This is a genomic window from Agrobacterium salinitolerans, assembly GCF_027498475.1.
Lineage (GTDB): Bacteria > Pseudomonadota > Alphaproteobacteria > Rhizobiales > Rhizobiaceae > Agrobacterium > Agrobacterium salinitolerans.
Genome location: NZ_JAPZLN010000002.1, coordinates 291,489 through 307,137 on the forward strand (window position 1 = coordinate 291,489; position 15,649 = coordinate 307,137).

A 15,649-nucleotide genomic window follows, 5' to 3' on the forward strand; every position below is an offset into this window, starting at 1 on the left:
GTACAGTCGGGCCAACCGCTTTTCATCTTATATTTCGAGGGTGAAAGAGGTCTGCATATGGGTTGCTGTTTGAGGGTTCAAAAAGATGTCTTACTTTTCTAAACTTGGTCCGGACGCTTCTGCAGTGCTTGATGCGCTTGGCCGCTCGCAGGCCATCATCGAGTTCGATCTGACCGGCAAGATTTTGAGAGCGAACGATAATTTCTGCAAGACCGTCGGCTATCAGCAGTCTGAAATCGTTGGGCGTGCCCACAGCATGTTCCTGTCTCCCGAAGATTCGGCATCGCCAGAATACAAAAGCTTCTGGGCGAAGCTGTCGCGTGGCGAATACGATCAGGGCCAGTATCGTCGTCGCGCCAAGAATGGCGACGAAATCTGGATCGAGGCTTCCTACAACCCGGTGTTCCGTTTCGGTAAACCCTACAAGGTGGTCAAGATCGCAACCGACATCACCTCGATCAAGCGCAGGAGCGCTGAGGATAACGGGAAACTGGCGGCGCTCTCCCGCGCGCAGGCCATGATCGAATTTACGCCCGATGGAAAAATCCTCAGCGCCAACGAAAATTTCCTCGCGACGCTCGGTTACACCGCGGAAGACATCATCGGCAAACATCATTCGATGTTCTGCGAGCCGACCTATGCCCAGTCCCAGGACTATCGGGATTTCTGGAAAGAACTCGGAAAGGGACATTTCTCGACGGGGCAATTCATGCGCCTTGGCAAGGATGGCAAACGCGTTTTTATTCAGGCCTCCTATAATCCGATCATCGATGATCGGGGTCGTGTCTTTAAGGTCGTGAAATTCGCTTTCGATGTGACGGACCGGATGCATGCGGTCGAGGAACTTGGTGCTGCGCTCGAGCGGCTTTCTCAATGCAATATCCGCATTACGCTGGACAAACCCTTCGTCGGCGAGTTCGAACGACTGCGCCGCGATTTCAATAAATCGATCGCTGAATTCCAGAAGACGCTGGAAAACGTTCTTGGCCAGACCGGAGACCTGACCCGCAGCAGCCAGGAGGTCAGCGAAGCCTCCGTCAATCTCGCCGAACGTTCGCGTGAGCAGGCGGTGGCGCTTGAGGAGACCTCGGCAGCACTCGAAGAAATCACCGCCACGGTGCGTTCGTCGACTGAAAACATGAAAGAGACGCGCAAGCTGGTTCAGAGCGCGCGGACATCCACCGTGGCCTCCACCGAGGTCGTGGAGCGGACAGTCGACGCCATGCAGCGTATCGAGACGGCCTCGCGGGAAATCAGTCAGATCATCGGTGTGATCGACGAAATCGCCTTCCAGACGAACCTGCTGGCGCTGAATGCCGGTGTGGAGGCCGCGCGGGCGGGCGATGCAGGTAAAGGTTTTGCCGTCGTGGCGCAGGAAGTGCGCGAGCTGGCGCAGCGTTCCGCCAATGCCGCCAAGGAAATCAAGGCGTTGATCAACAATTCCGGGACCGAGGTTCTGGAAGGCGTCAGGCTGGTGGGCGAAACCGGCGAAGCGCTGAAGCAGATCGACGCGCTGGTCAGGCACATTGACGGCAATGTCGACATGATCGCCAAGGCGGCTGACGAGCAGGCTGCCGGCATCAGCGAGATCAACAAGGCAGTCAACCGGCTGGACCGGATGACGCAGGAAAACGCGGCGATGAGCGCCCGCACCACGGTGATCAGCACCACGTTGGCGCAGGGAGCGGATGCGCTGGCACAGCTCGTCAGCCTCTTCAAGCTGAACCGCCGCACAGTCCAACGCGAGGACGGATCGTCCACCCGCTCGGATACCGCCAATACCACCCGGCGCGACAAGCCATCGGCACGGGCGGCCGCGTAAAGGAGCAGGCTCAGGCCCGCTTCAGCTTGAGAATGAGATCCGGTGGATGCGGATGCCTTTGAACGGGCATCCGCATGGCTTTTTTACCGCAGCGCCGGTCTTGCGATACCGAGATGGTCGCGCAGCGTCGAGCCTTCGTAGTCCTTGCGGAACAGGCCGCGCTCCTGCAGGAGTGGAACGACCTCGCGGTTGAATTCCTCCAACCCGCCGGGGAAGAAGGGCGGCATGACGTTAAAGCCATCGGCCGCACCGTTTTCGAACCATTCCTGCATGCGGTCGGCGACATCCTTGGCCGTGCCCATGACGATATGGTGGCCGCGACCGGCGGCGACGCGCAGCGCCAGCTCCCGGATCGTCAGCTTTTCGCGGCGCGCCAGTTCAGTCAGAAGTTCGGCGCGGCTGCGCAGTTGGTCGGAAATCGGCAGGTCCGGCAGCGGGCCGTCGAGATCGTAATCCGTGAGGCTGTGGCCGATGCGTTCCTCAAGCAGCGGCATGGCGCTCTTGATATCGGTCCAACGGTTCAGTTCCTTCAGCTTTTCGCCAGCCTCTTCAAAGCTCCTGCCGATAATCGGCATGAAACCGGGCATCACGGCGACGCTGGCCGGATCGCGGCCGAATTTCGCTACGCGAGCCTTGAGGCTGGTATAGAAGGCCTGTGCTTCGGAAATCGCCTGCTGGGCGGTGAAGACGATATCGGCGGTGCGGGCCGCGAGATCCTGCCCGGGACCGGAAGAGCCGGCCTGGATGAGAACCGGGTGGCCCTGCGGCGAGCGCGGAATATTGAGCGGCCCCTTGACCGTGAAATATTTGCCTTCGTGGTTGAGGATATGGACTTTCTCTGGATCGACGTAGCGGCCCGCCTGCTTGTCCTTGATGAAGGCGTCATCATCCCAGCTGTCCCAAAGGCCGCGTACCACATTCACATATTCTTCCGCCACCGCATAACGCTCGTCATGCTCGGGATGGTCCTTGGAAAAATTCGCCGCCGTGCGAGCGTAAGAGGTGGTGACGATGTTCCACGCCGCGCGGCCATGGCTGAGATGATCGATGGAAGCGAAGGCGCGGGCGGTGTGGTACGGCTCGCCATAGGTGGTGGAGGCGGTGGCGGCCAGACCGATCTTGTCAGTCACCATGGCAAGCGCCGCCAGCAACGTCAGCGGCTCAAAGCGCGCGATCATGGAAGGGTGGGCGTCGACGCCGCTGGTGAGGCCGTCGGCGAGGAATACCATGTCGAATTTTGCGGCTTCCGCCATTTTTGTGACGCGGGTGAGCAGATCCAAGTTCTCGCTACCGGCCTCCGCATCGGGGTGACGCCAGCCGGAAACGTGGTGCCCGGCGCCTTGCAGGAAAAGGCCGAGATGCATCTGTCTGTCGCGGGTCGTATTGGTCATGGGGATCATGCCTTCATGTCGGTCGAGTTATATGTCAGTTGTCAGAAGCGCCTCGAGCTTCCGGAGGTCGGCTGCGGTCTTCATGCTCCGCACCAGTGCCGGGATGCTGGCGAATTTTTCATTGCCGCCGGTCGCGTCGGCAAATTTTTCGGTCGGGTCATCGATGCCGGGGAGGCCGTCGACACGGCGTGACAGCACCGTGCCGTCCTTCTTCGTCACGTCGATGATCACGAATCGGGTGGTCGGATCGGGCGAGAGGCGGCGGGCGGTTTCGTCATGCCGGCGCGCGATCCTGGCGGAAAGGGCAAGCAGATCGGCGCGCGTCGCGCGCTCGTCGAAATGGCCGATGCCGAGCGCTCCATCCGTCAGCGCGGCGGCAAAGACATATTCGGCGCTGAAGCGTGCATCGATGCCCGTCGCGGGCGTGGCCGAGCCAACGAGGGCGGCATCGCCGCCCGGCGGGAAGGTGATGGTGACCGTTTCGATCTCATCCGGCGTCAGATCGTGGCTGTTGCGCAACGCCAGCGCGCCGACAGCAACGGGATGGCTGGCGGTGCAGCAGGGAAAAGCCTTGAGGGTGAGGCCGGGCGAGACGATCTGCCAGGGTGCGCCCCAGCCGGAGAGAACGCGTTTTGGTTGCTCGGCGCCGAAGGCGAAGGCGGAATAAAAGCCGATCGGATTTTCCAGAAAATCCGGTGCGCCCTGAAAGCCTGATCGTGCCAGCTGGGCGGCGGTAAGGCCGGCGCGCGTGGCAAGCCCGGCATGCAGCGGCTTGGCATCGAAGCCGAATTGCAGGCGAAGCCCGGCCGATTGCGTGGCCGCGAGCCCGAGTGCCACGGCCGTGGTCTGCAGATCGAATTTCAGGAGATGGGCGACCGCTGCTGCCGCGCCGATGGGGCCGAGCGTAGCGGTGGCGTGGAAGCCGTTTTCGTAATGCCTGGTGCCGAGCGAGAGGCCGATCCGCGCCATGGTTTCAAGCCCGACGATATAGGCGGCGATGAAGGCATCCGCCGTTGATCCCTCTTCGACCGCAATAGCCAGCAAAGCCGGGATGATGGCGACAGTGGGGTGGCCGCGCACGCTGCCATGGACATCATCATAGTCGAGCACATGGCCGGCATGGCCGTTGATAAGGGAGGCCGTAAAGGCGTCCGTGCGAAGATCGTGGCCGATGATTCCGGCTGCGCCCTGTATGCCGGACGTGAAGGTATCGATCAGGATTTTCGTGCTTCTGTCGGCAGCGCCGCCCAACACGCAGGCGAAAAAATCGATCAGCGCCGTGCGGGCGATGGTAACAGCCTCTTCGTCACGTAGGGGGTCAGATGCGGCAATCGCTTCGGCCAGACGAAGGGTGAGTTTTTCCTCGGCGACCATGGCGTCAGATCCCTTCACCGTCATTCACCCGCGCCACCTGTCCGCCAAGACCCTTGACGAAGGCGTTGATGCGCGGATTGGTCGACTTGTAGAAGATATGCTCCGGCGTGCCCTGATCGACGATCAGGCCGTTTTCGGTGAAGACGATATTATCGCTGATTTCTTCGGCAAAACGCATTTCGTGCGTGACGAGAATGCTGGTCATACCGTCATTGACGAGATCGCGGATGACGGCGAGCACTTCGCCTACGGTTTCCGGGTCGAGCGCGGAAGTGACCTCATCGAACAACACCAGTTCCGGCCGCATGGCAAGTGCGCGGGCAATGGCCACTCGCTGCTGCTGGCCGCCGGAAAGCTGGCCGGGATAGGCATCGACCTTCTGGGAAAGGCGCACTTTTTCCAGCAATTCGCGGGCATGTCGCTCGGCTTCCGCCTTCGGCGTGCCGAGAATCTTGATTGGTGCAATGGTGATATTTTCCATCACCGTCAGATGCGGAAAGAGATTGAACTGCTGGAAAACGATACCAATGCGCTTGCGCAGTGTAATGCGCTCAGCCTCGGTCTTCAACTGGTCCACGCGGGTGCCGCCGACGGTGATCTTGCCCGATTGCGGAATGAGCAGGCCGTTGATGCAGCGCAGGATGGTGGATTTGCCGGAGCCGGAAGGGCCGATGATAGAGACGGCGTCGCCTTTGTTGACCGTAAGATCGATGCCCTTCAGGACCTGATTGTCGCCGAAGGCCAGGTGTATGCCTTCCAGTTCAACCAGAGCTTTTTCGGCGGTTTGTGGTGCGGGTGCGGACATGGCGTGTTCCAATCAGCGGGAAGCGAAGCGCCGTTCCAGGCGCTGCGTGAAACGGGAGACGGGATAGCAGAACAGGAAGAACGCCATCAGAACGGTGAGATAGACCACGACGGTGAAATCGTTGCGCTGCACGGCGGTACTGGCGTCCGTCGCGGCGTGCAGAAGTTCATGCACGCCGACCAGCGAGGCGAGCGCCGTACCCATGGTGATCGACGCGTAGAGGTTCATCCATGGCGGCAGCGAACGTTTCACGCATTGCGGCAGGATGATCCAGCGCAGCGTCTGGTTGCGCGAAAAACCGAGGCCCTGCGCCGCTTCCCATTGCGCCGTCGGAATGGACTGGATGGCGCCGCGGGTGATTTCGGCGATATGGGCGCTGGCCGGAATAGCGAGACCGACGACGGCCTTGATCCAGTCCGGGAAGGGAATGTAGTTGCCGAAGGCGACAATCTCGAAGGGGAAGATGTAGGTCGCGGCAAAGATCAGCACCAGATGCGGCGCGTTGCGGAAGATTTGCACATAGGTAAGCGCCGGCGCGCGCACGAGACGATAGGGCGCAAGCTCCATGATGCCGAGTAGGACGCCGACGAAGGTGCCGATGGCGATTGCCAGAACGCTGATCAGCACGTTCATGGCGAAACCCTTGGCAAGATAAGGCAGCCATTGCAGCAGCACCTGGCCGAGCGAGGGATCGAGGATCAGCCACAGGATGACCGATATCACCACGCCGAGCAGCAGAATGGTGCCGAAGGGCGGCTTCCTTACCGCCTGTGTAGGAGAAACCACCGCACTCATTAACCAACCCCCGGAACAGCAAGACGCCGCTCCAGCCAGAGACCGGCCCTTGCGACGATGAAATTGATGACGCTGAAAAAGATGAGGATGACGAGCATCAGCTCGACCACATTGTCGCGCTGGGTCCAGATCAGGATTGAGGCATAGGTGATTTCACCCACCGCAATGGCCGAGCCGACCGTGGTGAGCTTTACCAGATTGACGAGGTTGTTGATGATGGAGGGCAGCGCCGTGCGGATTGCCAGCGGAAACTCCACATAGCGTAAAATCTCGAATGAACTGAAACCGATCGCGCGCGCCGCCTCGATGGTGGTGGCCGGCACCGCCTCGATACCACCGCGCAACGCTTCCGCATGAAAAGCGGCAATATGCAGGCCGGTGATGGCGACCACCCAGAAAAAGGGTGTTAGCGGATTGTTCTGCGCGCCGCCCAGCGCATTGGAAATCAGCATGTTAAGCACGAGGAACCCGCACATCAGCTGCACCAGCGTCGGCGTGTTGCGTGTCAGTTCCACATAGGCGCGCACGGGACCGGAAAGCCAGCTCTTGCCCGATGTCAGCATGGCCGCGAAAATGAAGCCGAAGACGAGGCTGAGCGGCAAGGTGACAGAGACGAGGATGAGCGTCATCTTCATGCCGTCAAGCCAGATCTGAACCTCATACCCGCTGTTCAGAAAATCATAGTTGAGGCCGAAATGCGCAGCCAGTTCTATAAAGCGCGCTGTAAGTGAATCCTGCATCGGAAATCCATGCTTTTATTGCGGGCGCCGCCTCGCGAGCGGCGCCGGAATGGCCTGCCGTTTTGTAGAGCGAAAAAGAACGACAGGCGAAACCGGCCGTTCTTGAGGGTTGGCGTAAACGCCATCCGCCATCTGGAGGCGACGGGACAGCCAAGACCGTCTGGCCGTTTATTGCGCGGCCGAAAGCTTCTTCTGCTGCTCTTCCATGTAACCGATGCTCGGCAGACGGTTGGCCTTGGCGAATTCGAGCATCTTGCCGGAAGCGTGCAGGTCCTTGACGATCTTGTCGAGAGCGGCCTGTGTGTCAGCCTCACCCTTGCGCAGCCAGATCACGGAATCGGAAGGGATGAGGTCGGTGGGGATCAGGATGCCGTAATCCTTCCACTCATCGGCGCGGTCCTGAAGCATCAGGCTCAGCGTGCCGTTGACGTGAACGGAGACATCGCAATTGCCGCCCTTGAGCGCCAGCAGCGATTCCGGCTGGCTCGGCAGCGCCTTTACCTGCGCGCCATATTGTTCGATCAGCGGCTGGGTGTAGTTCGAGCCTTGTGAAACGCAGGCGATTTTACCCTTCAGGTCCGGCCAGTCCTTGATGCCACTGTCCTTGCGGCCGATGGCGGCGCCGCCCTGGCGATCATAGGGGGTAGGCACGTAGCCCAGCGTTTTGGCGCGTTCTTCCGTGTATTGCATGTTGGCGATCAGAATATCGACCTTGCCCTGCTGCAGGAACTGAACGCGGTTGGGCGGGGTCACGGTTTCGGTGACCAGTTCGACACCGAGGCCGGCGGCCAGAGCCTTGGCGACGTCGATGTTGAGACCCTTCTGCTCCTGTGTCTTCGGGTCGATGAAGCCGAAGGGCGCGCCGGAGAGGATGACGCCGACGGTGAGCTTGCCGCGACCCTTGATCCGGTCGAGCGTCGCATCCGCATGGGCTGCTGTGGCCATCGAAGCGATGACGACGGCTCCGGCGATCAATTTTTCGGTAAATCTGGAGAAAGAGAGGGCCATGGGCATTTCCTTTTGATTGTCGTGGGAAACTACAGGAGGCGCCCGCCGAGAGCGAGAATTGGCATTGCGTGAAAAATAGTATGAATAAAATCCGGTTCCAATAAATCTTTTAGAGGGAAAAAATATCCTAATAGTTTGGAATTGTAGAACCCTGTTCTTCGTTCGCCTCCCCAGAGGGAGTGGGACAGTAAATCCGGCGCAGCATACGGACCGTATCGCCCTTGGAAGCGAGCGATTGCAGCTTTCGCCTTCGCCGCGGCAGTTCGAGAAGCTTCTGTCGCGTCTTCGTGATGAGAAAAGCGCCGGGCGTCGGGCCTATGAGCCGCTGGTGAAGTTAAGGCGCCGCTTTGCGGTCGCTTTATGGGTTTTCCGAGATGGAACTTGAGGAGGCGTTGGGCGACCGGCTGTCGTTCAAGCATTTCACCGGACTTGCACTGCAAGAGGTCGTTCCCGAGCATTCCAGGCCCTACCGTTTCCGCAGCCTGCCGATCGTCGAAGGTCTTCTGGAGAAGCTGTTTGGTGAACTCGACCGGCAGCTTGACGCTGCCGGCCCGATCCTGCGGCGCGGCGCGATGCTGGATGCGACGACCATTGAGACGACGGCGGCGCAGCCGCCCAGAGGCCGCAACGGCGACCTCGATGCCGCCGCTGGGTATTGCAACGCGCCCCGCCGGGGGAGAGGAAACGCGCCGTACCGGCTAACTGCACGCTCTCTTCCTCATCTCACGTTTGACAGCCGATGCAAAAAAATGCCAGCAAATGCGCAAGAATAATTCTCAAAGGGCGGCGGCATGGCCAGACGAAACGACGCACATGGACGGCTGGACGATGCGGCCCGCGCCGGCTGGCTTTATTATGTCGCCGGCCGCACGCAGGATGAGATCGCCGCTGCCATGGGCATTTCCCGGCAATCGGCGCAGCGGCTGGTGTCGCTTGCGGTCGCCGAGCGGTTGATCAAGGTCCGGCTCGATCACCCCATCGCCGCCTGTCTCGAAAAAGCCGAACGGCTGAAGGAGAAATTCGACCTCAAATATATTGAGGTGGTGCCAAGCGATCCGGCCGGGGTCTCCTCCACTGTCGGCATTGCCGAGGCCGGGGCGGCGGAAATCGAGCGCTGGCTGAAAAATGCCGATCCCATCGTGCTCGCCATCGGCACCGGCCGTACCTTGAAGGCCGCTGTCGACCAACTGCCGCCGATGGAATGCCCGCAGCACCGTATCGTGTCGCTGACGGGTAATATCGGGCCGGATGGCTCGGCCGCCTATTATAACGTCATCTTCAGCATGGCGGACGCCATCAAGGCCCGGCATTTTCCGATGCCGCTGCCGGTTCTGTGTTCCTCTGCGGAAGAGCGTGAATTGCTGCATGACCAGTCCATGGTGCGCTCCACGCTGGCGCTGGGGTCCGCGGCCAATGTCACCTTCGTCGGTGTCGGTGAACTCGGCGAGAACGCACCGCTCTGCGTCGATGGTTTCCTCGGCGTGGATGAGATGAAGGCGCTGATGGCGAGCGGGGCGATCGGAGAGATTTGCGGCTGGATGTATGATGCCAATGGCCGCATTCTCGAGCACGCCGTCAACGAGCGCGTCGCCTCTGTTCCCATCCCTTCAAGAGAGACCTGCACCGTCATCGGCATGGCGCAGGGCGCACGCAAGAACGCTTCGATTCTGGCGGCGCTGAGGGGCGGTCTGCTGAACGGCCTCATCACCGATGAGACTACCAGCGAATATTTGCTCACTCATTGAGCAAAAATTAAACACATAAAATCAATGGCTTGGTTTTTCCCTGTGCGTCGCAGCATAGGATGTCGCTTGACATTTTTGATTGTGAAGTGAGTAAATGCCCTAGAGCAAAGCGAATGCTCATCATTTTTCTTCTGGGAGGAAGATATGACATTGAAGACCATTTTGCTGGGCGCATGCTCGGCACTCGCCTTTTCGACCCTTGCTTCCGCCGAGACGCTGACCATCGCGACCGTGAACAACGGCGACATGATCCGCATGCAGGGTCTGACCTCGGACTTCACCACCAAGAACCCTGACATTAAGGTCGAATGGGTGACGCTTGAAGAAAACGTCCTGCGCGAGCGTGTGACGACCGATATCGCCACAAACGGCGGTCAATATGACATCATGACCATCGGCAACTACGAAGTGCCGATCTGGGCCAAGCAGGGCTGGCTGCTGCCGCTTGAAAAGCTCGGCGACAAATATGACGTCGACGATCTGCTGCCGGCGATCCGGGGCGGTCTTTCCATGGACGGCAAACTTTACGCCGCGCCCTTCTATGGCGAATCCGCCATGATCATGTATCGCAAGGACCTGTTCGAAAAAGCAGGCCTCAAGATGCCTGAAAACCCGACCTGGGAATTCATCGGCGACGCCGCCCGCAAGATCACCGACCGCAAGGCCGATATCAACGGCATCTGCCTGCGCGGCAAGGCCGGCTGGGGCGAAAACATGGCCTTCATCAGCGCGCTCAACAACTCCTTCGGCGGCCGATGGTTCGATGAAAACTGGAAACCGCAGTTCGACCAGCCGGAATGGAAGAGCTCCCTGCAGTTCTACGTCGACCTGATGAAGGATGCCGGCCCGTCCGGTGCTTCCTCCAACGGCTTCAACGAAAACCTGACGCTGTTCCAGCAGGGCAAATGCGGCATGTGGATCGACGCCACGGTTGCTGCCTCCTTCGTGTCCAACCCGAAGGATTCGACCGTTGCCGACAAGGTCGGTTATGCGTTGTTCCCGACGCATGGCGAACTGAAGAACCACGGCAACTGGCTGTGGTCGTGGAACCTCGCGATCCCGAAGAGCTCGCAGAAGGCGGAAGCGGCCGAGAAGTTCATTTCCTGGGCGACGAGCAAGGATTACACCGAGCTTGTCGCTTCGAAGGAAGGCTGGGCAAACGTGCCTCCGGGTACCCGCACCTCGCTTTACAAGAACGCCGAGTATGAAAAGGCCGCCGCCTTCGCCAAACCGACGCTTGCCGCGATGGACGCCGCCGACATTACCAAGCCGACTGTAAAGCCCGTGCCTTATACCGGCGGCCAGTTCGTGGCGATCCCTGAATTCCAGGCGCTTGGCACCACGGTCGGCCAGCTATTCTCGGCGGTTGTTGCCGGCCAGTCTAGCGTCGATGATGCGCTTGCGGGCGCCCAGTCGACTGCGACGCGTGAAATGACCCGCGCCGGCTACATCAAGTAATCCTCCTGAAGATCGCTGTCCGGCGTCAACGCCGGGCAGCGAACCTTGGGGATCGGAAGCCGCGGTCCGTACGGCGGCATTTAAGCCTTTCACATCAAAACAAGAATGAGCCGGTTCTTCCGGATATGCCGGGCGCATGTCGTGACGCCCAGGCCCAAGGGGAGGTGAGTACAATGGCAACCCGAAACACGAGCGGATTAGCGCGGGTAATGCTTGCGCCGTCGGTGCTGTTGTTGCTGGTGTGGATGATCGTGCCTTTGGCGATGACCCTGTGGTTTTCGTTCCAGAACTACAATCTCCTCAACCCGGCCAATGTCAGCTTCGCCGGTCTTTTCAATTACCAGTATTTCTATACCGACCCGGCCTTCTTCCAGTCGATCTGGAACACGCTGCTGATCGTCGGCGGGGTGCTTTTGATCACGGTGGTTGGCGGCATCGCCATTGCGCTTCTGCTCGACAATGACATTTTCGGTCAGGGCATCGTGCGCATCATGATCATCTCGCCCTTCTTTGTCATGCCGCCGGTGGCAGCATTGGTGTGGAAGAACATGATCATGCATCCCGGCTACGGCGTGCTGGCCGACCTTGCCCGCTTCCTCGGTTTCCAGCCGGTGGACTGGTTCGCGCAGTTTCCGCTGCTTTCCATCGTCATCATCGTCGCCTGGCAATGGCTGCCGTTCGCGACGCTCATTCTCTTGACCGCCCTGCAGTCGCTTGATGGCGAGCAGAAGGAAGCGGCCGAGATGGATGGCGCCAATTTCGTCAACCGTTTCATCTATCTGACGCTACCGCACCTGTCGCGCGCCATCACCGTCGTCATCCTGATCCAGACGATCTTCCTGCTCGGCGTTTACGCGGAAATCCTCGTCACCACCAATGGCGGCCCGGGTTACGCCTCCACCAACCTTGCCTTCCTCATCTATCGCACGGCGCTTCTGGGCTACGACGTCGGCGGCGCTTCGGCCGGCGGCATCATCGCCGTCATCCTCGCCAATATCGTCGCCATCTTCCTGATGCGCGCCGTCGGCAAGAACCTCGACCGGTAAAGGGGAAACATCATGGCCCGCAAGACAACCACTCGCGCAAAGATCGGCTTTTCCATCGCGGCATGGGCCGTGGCGCTTTTGCTGTTCTTCCCGATCCTCTATGCCTTCCTCACATCCATCAAGACAGAGCCGGAGGCGATCGCAGGCTTCAGCCTCATTCCCTCGGGCACGCTTGAGAATTACGTGACGGTGCAAACCCAGCGCGATTACTTCAAGCCGTTCATGAACTCGGTGGTGCTGTCGCTCGGCTCGACGATCATCGCGCTCATCATCGCCATTCCCGCCGCCTGGGCCATGGCGTTCTCGCCGACCAAACGCACCAAGGACATCCTGATGTGGATGCTCTCCACCAAGATGATGCCGGCGGTTGCCGTGCTGGTGCCGATCTACCTCATCTTCCGCAATGCCGGCCTGCTCGATACCCGCATCGGGCTGACCGTCATGCTCACCTTCATCAACCTGCCGATCGTCATCTGGATGCTCTACACCTATTTCCGCGAAATCCCCGGCGAGATCCTCGAGGCCGCGCGCATGGATGGTGCCTCGCTCTGGAACGAGATCGTGCATGTGCTGACGCCAATGGCGGTGCCGGGCATTGCCTCGACGCTGCTCCTGAACGTCATTCTTGCCTGGAACGAATCCTTCTGGACCATCCGGCTGACGACCACAAATGCGGCGCCGCTGACGGCCTTCATCGCCTCCTTCTCTTCGCCGCAGGGGCTGTTCTGGGCAAAACTCTCGGCCGCCTCGATGATGGCGATCGCCCCCATTCTCGTCATCGGCTGGTTCTCGCAGAAACAACTCGTGCGTGGCCTGACCTTCGGCGCCGTGAAATAAGGAACGACAAACATGGGCAGCATTTCCCTTCAGACCGTGTCCAAGCTCTTCGGTGAGGCGAAAGTCATCCCGTCGATCGATCTCGATATCCACGACGGTGAATTCGTCGTCTTCGTCGGTCCCTCCGGCTGCGGCAAGTCCACGCTTTTGCGCCTCATCGCCGGACTGGAGGACGTCTCCGGCGGCAAGATCGTCATCGACGGCAAGGACGCCACCGAAAAGGCGCCGGCCGAGCGCGGCCTTGCCATGGTGTTCCAGTCCTATGCGCTTTATCCGCATATGAGTGTGCGCAACAACATCGCCTTCCCGCTGAAGATGGCCAAGCTCGACAAGGCCGTCATCGACAAGAAGGTCGAGGATGCCGCCCGCATTCTCAACCTCACCGATTATCTCGAACGCCGGCCCTCGCAACTGTCCGGCGGCCAGCGCCAGCGCGTCGCCATCGGGCGCGCCATCGTGCGCGAACCGAAGGCGTTCCTGTTTGACGAACCGCTCTCCAACCTCGATGCGGCGCTGCGCGGCACCATGCGGCTGGAAATCTCCGAGCTGCACAACACGCTGAAAACGACGATGATCTACGTCACCCACGACCAGGTGGAAGCCATGACCATGGCCGACAAGATCGTTGTCCTCAACCGCGGCAATATCGAACAGGTCGGCTCGCCGATGGAGCTTTACCGCTCGCCCGCCAACCTCTTCGTCGCCGGCTTCATCGGCTCGCCGCGCATGAACCTCATTACCGGCGACTATGCCCGCAGCAAGAATGCCACCACCGCCGGGGTGCGGCCGGAGCATCTGGCGCTGTCGAAAGAGGCCGGTCTGTGGCAGGGCAAGGTAACCGTCGCCGAACATCTCGGCTCCGATACCTTCCTGCATCTCGACGTCCAAGGCATCGGCCCGATTACCGCCAGAACCGATGGCGAGTTCGAATGCAAACACGGCGATACCGTCTTCATTACCCCCGATGAGACCAAGATTCACAGGTTCGATGGCAAGGGCAAGGCGATCTAGGGGAAAGCGACCCTAAAAAGCTTTGCCGCCTGACTGCCTCTTGCAGCTGGCGGTGTTCCGACAGGCCGATTGCCCGGCAAGAGGGCGATCGGCAAGACCAACGTTTCCCCTTCGAGGATCGTGACATGACATGCAAACTCTCCCTCGCAACGCTTGACGAAGCCAGAAAGACGGCGGCGGTTCCGGCCTATTCCCGGGCCGATCTGTCCGCCGGCATCGTGCATTTCGGCGTTGGCAATTTCCATCGCGCCCATCAGGCAGTTTATCTGGATGACCTGTTCAACACGGGTGCGGATCACGACTTCGCCATCATCGGCGCGGGGGTTCTGCCATCTGATGCGGTGATGCGCGAGAAACTCGCCGCGCAGGATTTTCTGACCACGGTGGTGGAGCAGGACAATAACCGCACCGGCGCGCGCGTCACCGGACCGATGATCGACATTCTGACGGTCGGCGACACGAAGGCCATCATCGACACGCTCGCCGACCCGAAAATCCGTATCGTCTCGATGACGATTACCGAGGGTGGTTATTTCATCGATGCTTCCGGTTCCTTCAATCCGCAGCACCCGGCCATTGCCGAGGATGGCCGGCACCCATCTTCACCGAAAACCGTGTTCGGCCTCATCGTCGCCGGGTTGAAGGCACGGCGGGACAAGGGGCTGCAACCCTTCACCGTCATGTCCTGCGACAACATTCCCCATAATGGCAAGGTGACGAAAAATGCGGTGGTCGGGCTTGCGGCCCTGTCGGATCCGGCCTTTGCCAACTGGATCGGCGAAAACGTCGCTTTCCCCAATTCCATGGTCGACCGCATCACACCAGCCACCGGGGAGCGCGAACGCAATATCGCCCGCGACGATTTCGGCATCGAGGACAATTGGCCTGTCTTCTGCGAGGAGTTCAAGCAATGGGTGATGGAAGACAATTTCCCCGCCGGTCGCCCGGCGCTGGAAAAGGCCGGCGTGCAGTTCGTCAAAGATGTCGCGCCCTATGAGCATATGAAAATCCGCATCCTCAATGGCGGCCACGCGGCAATCGCCTATCCGGCGGCGCTGCTCGACATTCATTTCGTGCATGAGGCGATGGAACATCCGCTGATCCGGGCATTTCTGGCAAAGCTTGAAAATGAAGAGATCATTCCGGTCATTCCACCGGTTCCCGATACGAATCTCGCCGATTATTTCGCGCTGATCGAGCGCCGTTTCCTCAACCCGAAGATCGGCGACACCATTCCGCGCCTGGCGCAGGACGGCTCCAACCGCCAGCCGAAATTCATTCTGCCATCCACCGCCGACCGGCTGGCGCGCGGCGAGGATATTGTCGGCCTTTCGCTGGTTTCGGCGCTGTGGTGCCGTTATTTCCAGGGCACCTCCGACAGCGGCAAGGAAATCGCCTTCAACGATGCCAGCGCCGAGCGCCTTCATGCGGCGGCGATCAAGGCCAAGGACGATCCGATGGCCTTTCTCGTGTTCGACGATATTTTCGGTGAGGTTGCCGAATCGGAGCTTTTCCGTAAACGCTTTGCCCATGCACTGAAGACGCTGTGGCAAGACGGCACGGTGAAGACCTTGAAGCTTTATCTGGATGACAAGCTGGCTGAAGAGTGACCGCGAA

The 15,649-nt window shown here is 60.0% G+C and carries 13 protein-coding genes and 1 pseudogene; 8 read left to right on the forward strand and 6 right to left on the reverse strand.

The features are described from left to right. Positions 1-85 precede the first annotated feature (85 nt). Positions 86-1,822 carry a methyl-accepting chemotaxis protein gene (locus tag O9X91_RS10135; protein WP_077985044.1) on the forward strand — a complete coding sequence of 579 codons (1,737 nt, stop codon included), beginning with the start codon at positions 86-88 and terminating at the stop codon, positions 1,820-1,822. 83 nt (positions 1,823-1,905) lie between these two features. On the opposite strand, the gene O9X91_RS10140 is transcribed toward O9X91_RS10135, so the two are convergent. The 6 genes from O9X91_RS10140 to O9X91_RS10165 form a co-directional block, all read right to left on the reverse strand. Next, on the reverse strand, positions 1,906-3,222 hold the full coding sequence (locus O9X91_RS10140) for an LLM class flavin-dependent oxidoreductase (RefSeq protein ID WP_162520337.1): 1,317 nt from the start codon (positions 3,220-3,222) through the stop codon (positions 1,906-1,908). 18 nt (positions 3,223-3,240) lie between these two features. Further along, positions 3,241-4,587 (reverse strand): MmgE/PrpD family protein, encoded by a 1,347-nt coding sequence (locus O9X91_RS10145; RefSeq protein WP_269833872.1) that lies wholly within the window; start codon positions 4,585-4,587, stop codon positions 3,241-3,243. 4 nt (positions 4,588-4,591) lie between these two features. Continuing rightward, positions 4,592-5,392, reverse strand: coding sequence for an amino acid ABC transporter ATP-binding protein (locus tag O9X91_RS10150; protein WP_142911951.1), 801 nt, complete (start codon positions 5,390-5,392; stop codon positions 4,592-4,594). A 12-nt stretch (positions 5,393-5,404) separates the two neighbouring features. Beyond that, on the reverse strand, positions 5,405-6,187 hold the full coding sequence (locus tag O9X91_RS10155) for an amino acid ABC transporter permease (RefSeq protein ID WP_077985042.1): 783 nt from the start codon (positions 6,185-6,187) through the stop codon (positions 5,405-5,407). Further along, positions 6,187-6,927 (reverse strand): amino acid ABC transporter permease, encoded by a 741-nt coding sequence (locus tag O9X91_RS10160; protein WP_142911950.1) that lies wholly within the window; start codon positions 6,925-6,927, stop codon positions 6,187-6,189. The genes O9X91_RS10155 and O9X91_RS10160 overlap by 1 nt, the downstream gene beginning before the upstream one ends. A 168-nt stretch (positions 6,928-7,095) precedes the next feature. Then, on the reverse strand, positions 7,096-7,935 hold the full coding sequence (locus tag O9X91_RS10165; RefSeq protein ID WP_142911949.1) for a transporter substrate-binding domain-containing protein: 840 nt from the start codon (positions 7,933-7,935) through the stop codon (positions 7,096-7,098). A gap of 259 nt (positions 7,936-8,194) precedes the next feature. Between O9X91_RS10165 and O9X91_RS10170 the strand changes: the two are divergent. The 7 genes and pseudogenes from O9X91_RS10170 to O9X91_RS10200 form a co-directional block, all read left to right on the forward strand. Beyond that, a pseudogene (locus O9X91_RS10170) lies at positions 8,195-8,586 on the forward strand (transposase); the annotation flags it as partial. A gap of 140 nt (positions 8,587-8,726) precedes the next feature. Then, positions 8,727-9,680: a sugar-binding transcriptional regulator gene (locus O9X91_RS10175; RefSeq protein WP_077985040.1), complete on the forward strand. Its 954-nt coding sequence runs from the start codon at positions 8,727-8,729 to the stop codon at positions 9,678-9,680. 144 nt (positions 9,681-9,824) lie between these two features. Next, the gene (locus tag O9X91_RS10180; protein WP_142911948.1) at positions 9,825-11,138 is read left to right on the forward strand and encodes an ABC transporter substrate-binding protein; all 1,314 of its coding nucleotides are present in this window, start codon (positions 9,825-9,827) and stop codon (positions 11,136-11,138) included. A gap of 173 nt (positions 11,139-11,311) precedes the next feature. Then, entirely contained in the window at positions 11,312-12,184 is an 873-nt protein-coding gene (locus O9X91_RS10185; RefSeq protein WP_077985038.1) for a carbohydrate ABC transporter permease, read from the forward strand. Between the two features lie 12 nt (positions 12,185-12,196). Then, positions 12,197-13,021, forward strand: a complete 825-nt coding sequence (locus O9X91_RS10190; protein ID WP_137411722.1) for a carbohydrate ABC transporter permease — start codon at positions 12,197-12,199, stop codon at positions 13,019-13,021. 12 nt (positions 13,022-13,033) lie between these two features. Further along, positions 13,034-14,032 (forward strand): ABC transporter ATP-binding protein, encoded by a 999-nt coding sequence (locus O9X91_RS10195; protein WP_142911947.1) that lies wholly within the window; start codon positions 13,034-13,036, stop codon positions 14,030-14,032. Positions 14,033-14,157: 125 nt separating this feature from the next. Beyond that, positions 14,158-15,642: a mannitol dehydrogenase family protein gene (locus O9X91_RS10200; protein WP_142911946.1), complete on the forward strand. Its 1,485-nt coding sequence runs from the start codon at positions 14,158-14,160 to the stop codon at positions 15,640-15,642. Positions 15,643-15,649 lie beyond the last annotated feature (7 nt).

Excerpts from the sequence above, each read along its gene's own strand:
- O9X91_RS10150 (WP_142911951.1), bottom strand. The coding sequence starts at position 5,392 with ATGTCCGCACCCGCACCACAAACCGCCGAAAAAGCTCTGGTTGAACTG.
- O9X91_RS10195 (WP_142911947.1), top strand. The coding sequence starts at position 13,034 with ATGGGCAGCATTTCCCTTCAGACCGTGTCCAAGCTCTTCGGTGAGGCG.
- O9X91_RS10145 (WP_269833872.1), bottom strand. The coding sequence starts at position 4,587 with ATGGTCGCCGAGGAAAAACTCACCCTTCGTCTGGCCGAAGCGATTGCC.
- O9X91_RS10140 (WP_162520337.1), bottom strand. The coding sequence starts at position 3,222 with ATGATCCCCATGACCAATACGACCCGCGACAGACAGATGCATCTCGGC.
- O9X91_RS10135 (WP_077985044.1), top strand. The coding sequence starts at position 86 with ATGTCTTACTTTTCTAAACTTGGTCCGGACGCTTCTGCAGTGCTTGAT.
- O9X91_RS10155 (WP_077985042.1), bottom strand. The coding sequence starts at position 6,187 with ATGAGTGCGGTGGTTTCTCCTACACAGGCGGTAAGGAAGCCGCCCTTC.
- O9X91_RS10200 (WP_142911946.1), top strand. The coding sequence starts at position 14,158 with ATGACATGCAAACTCTCCCTCGCAACGCTTGACGAAGCCAGAAAGACG.
- O9X91_RS10190 (WP_137411722.1), top strand. The coding sequence starts at position 12,197 with ATGGCCCGCAAGACAACCACTCGCGCAAAGATCGGCTTTTCCATCGCG.
- O9X91_RS10160 (WP_142911950.1), bottom strand. The coding sequence starts at position 6,927 with ATGCAGGATTCACTTACAGCGCGCTTTATAGAACTGGCTGCGCATTTC.
- O9X91_RS10185 (WP_077985038.1), top strand. The coding sequence starts at position 11,312 with ATGGCAACCCGAAACACGAGCGGATTAGCGCGGGTAATGCTTGCGCCG.
- O9X91_RS10175 (WP_077985040.1), top strand. The coding sequence starts at position 8,727 with ATGGCCAGACGAAACGACGCACATGGACGGCTGGACGATGCGGCCCGC.
- O9X91_RS10165 (WP_142911949.1), bottom strand. The coding sequence starts at position 7,935 with ATGGCCCTCTCTTTCTCCAGATTTACCGAAAAATTGATCGCCGGAGCC.
- O9X91_RS10180 (WP_142911948.1), top strand. The coding sequence starts at position 9,825 with ATGACATTGAAGACCATTTTGCTGGGCGCATGCTCGGCACTCGCCTTT.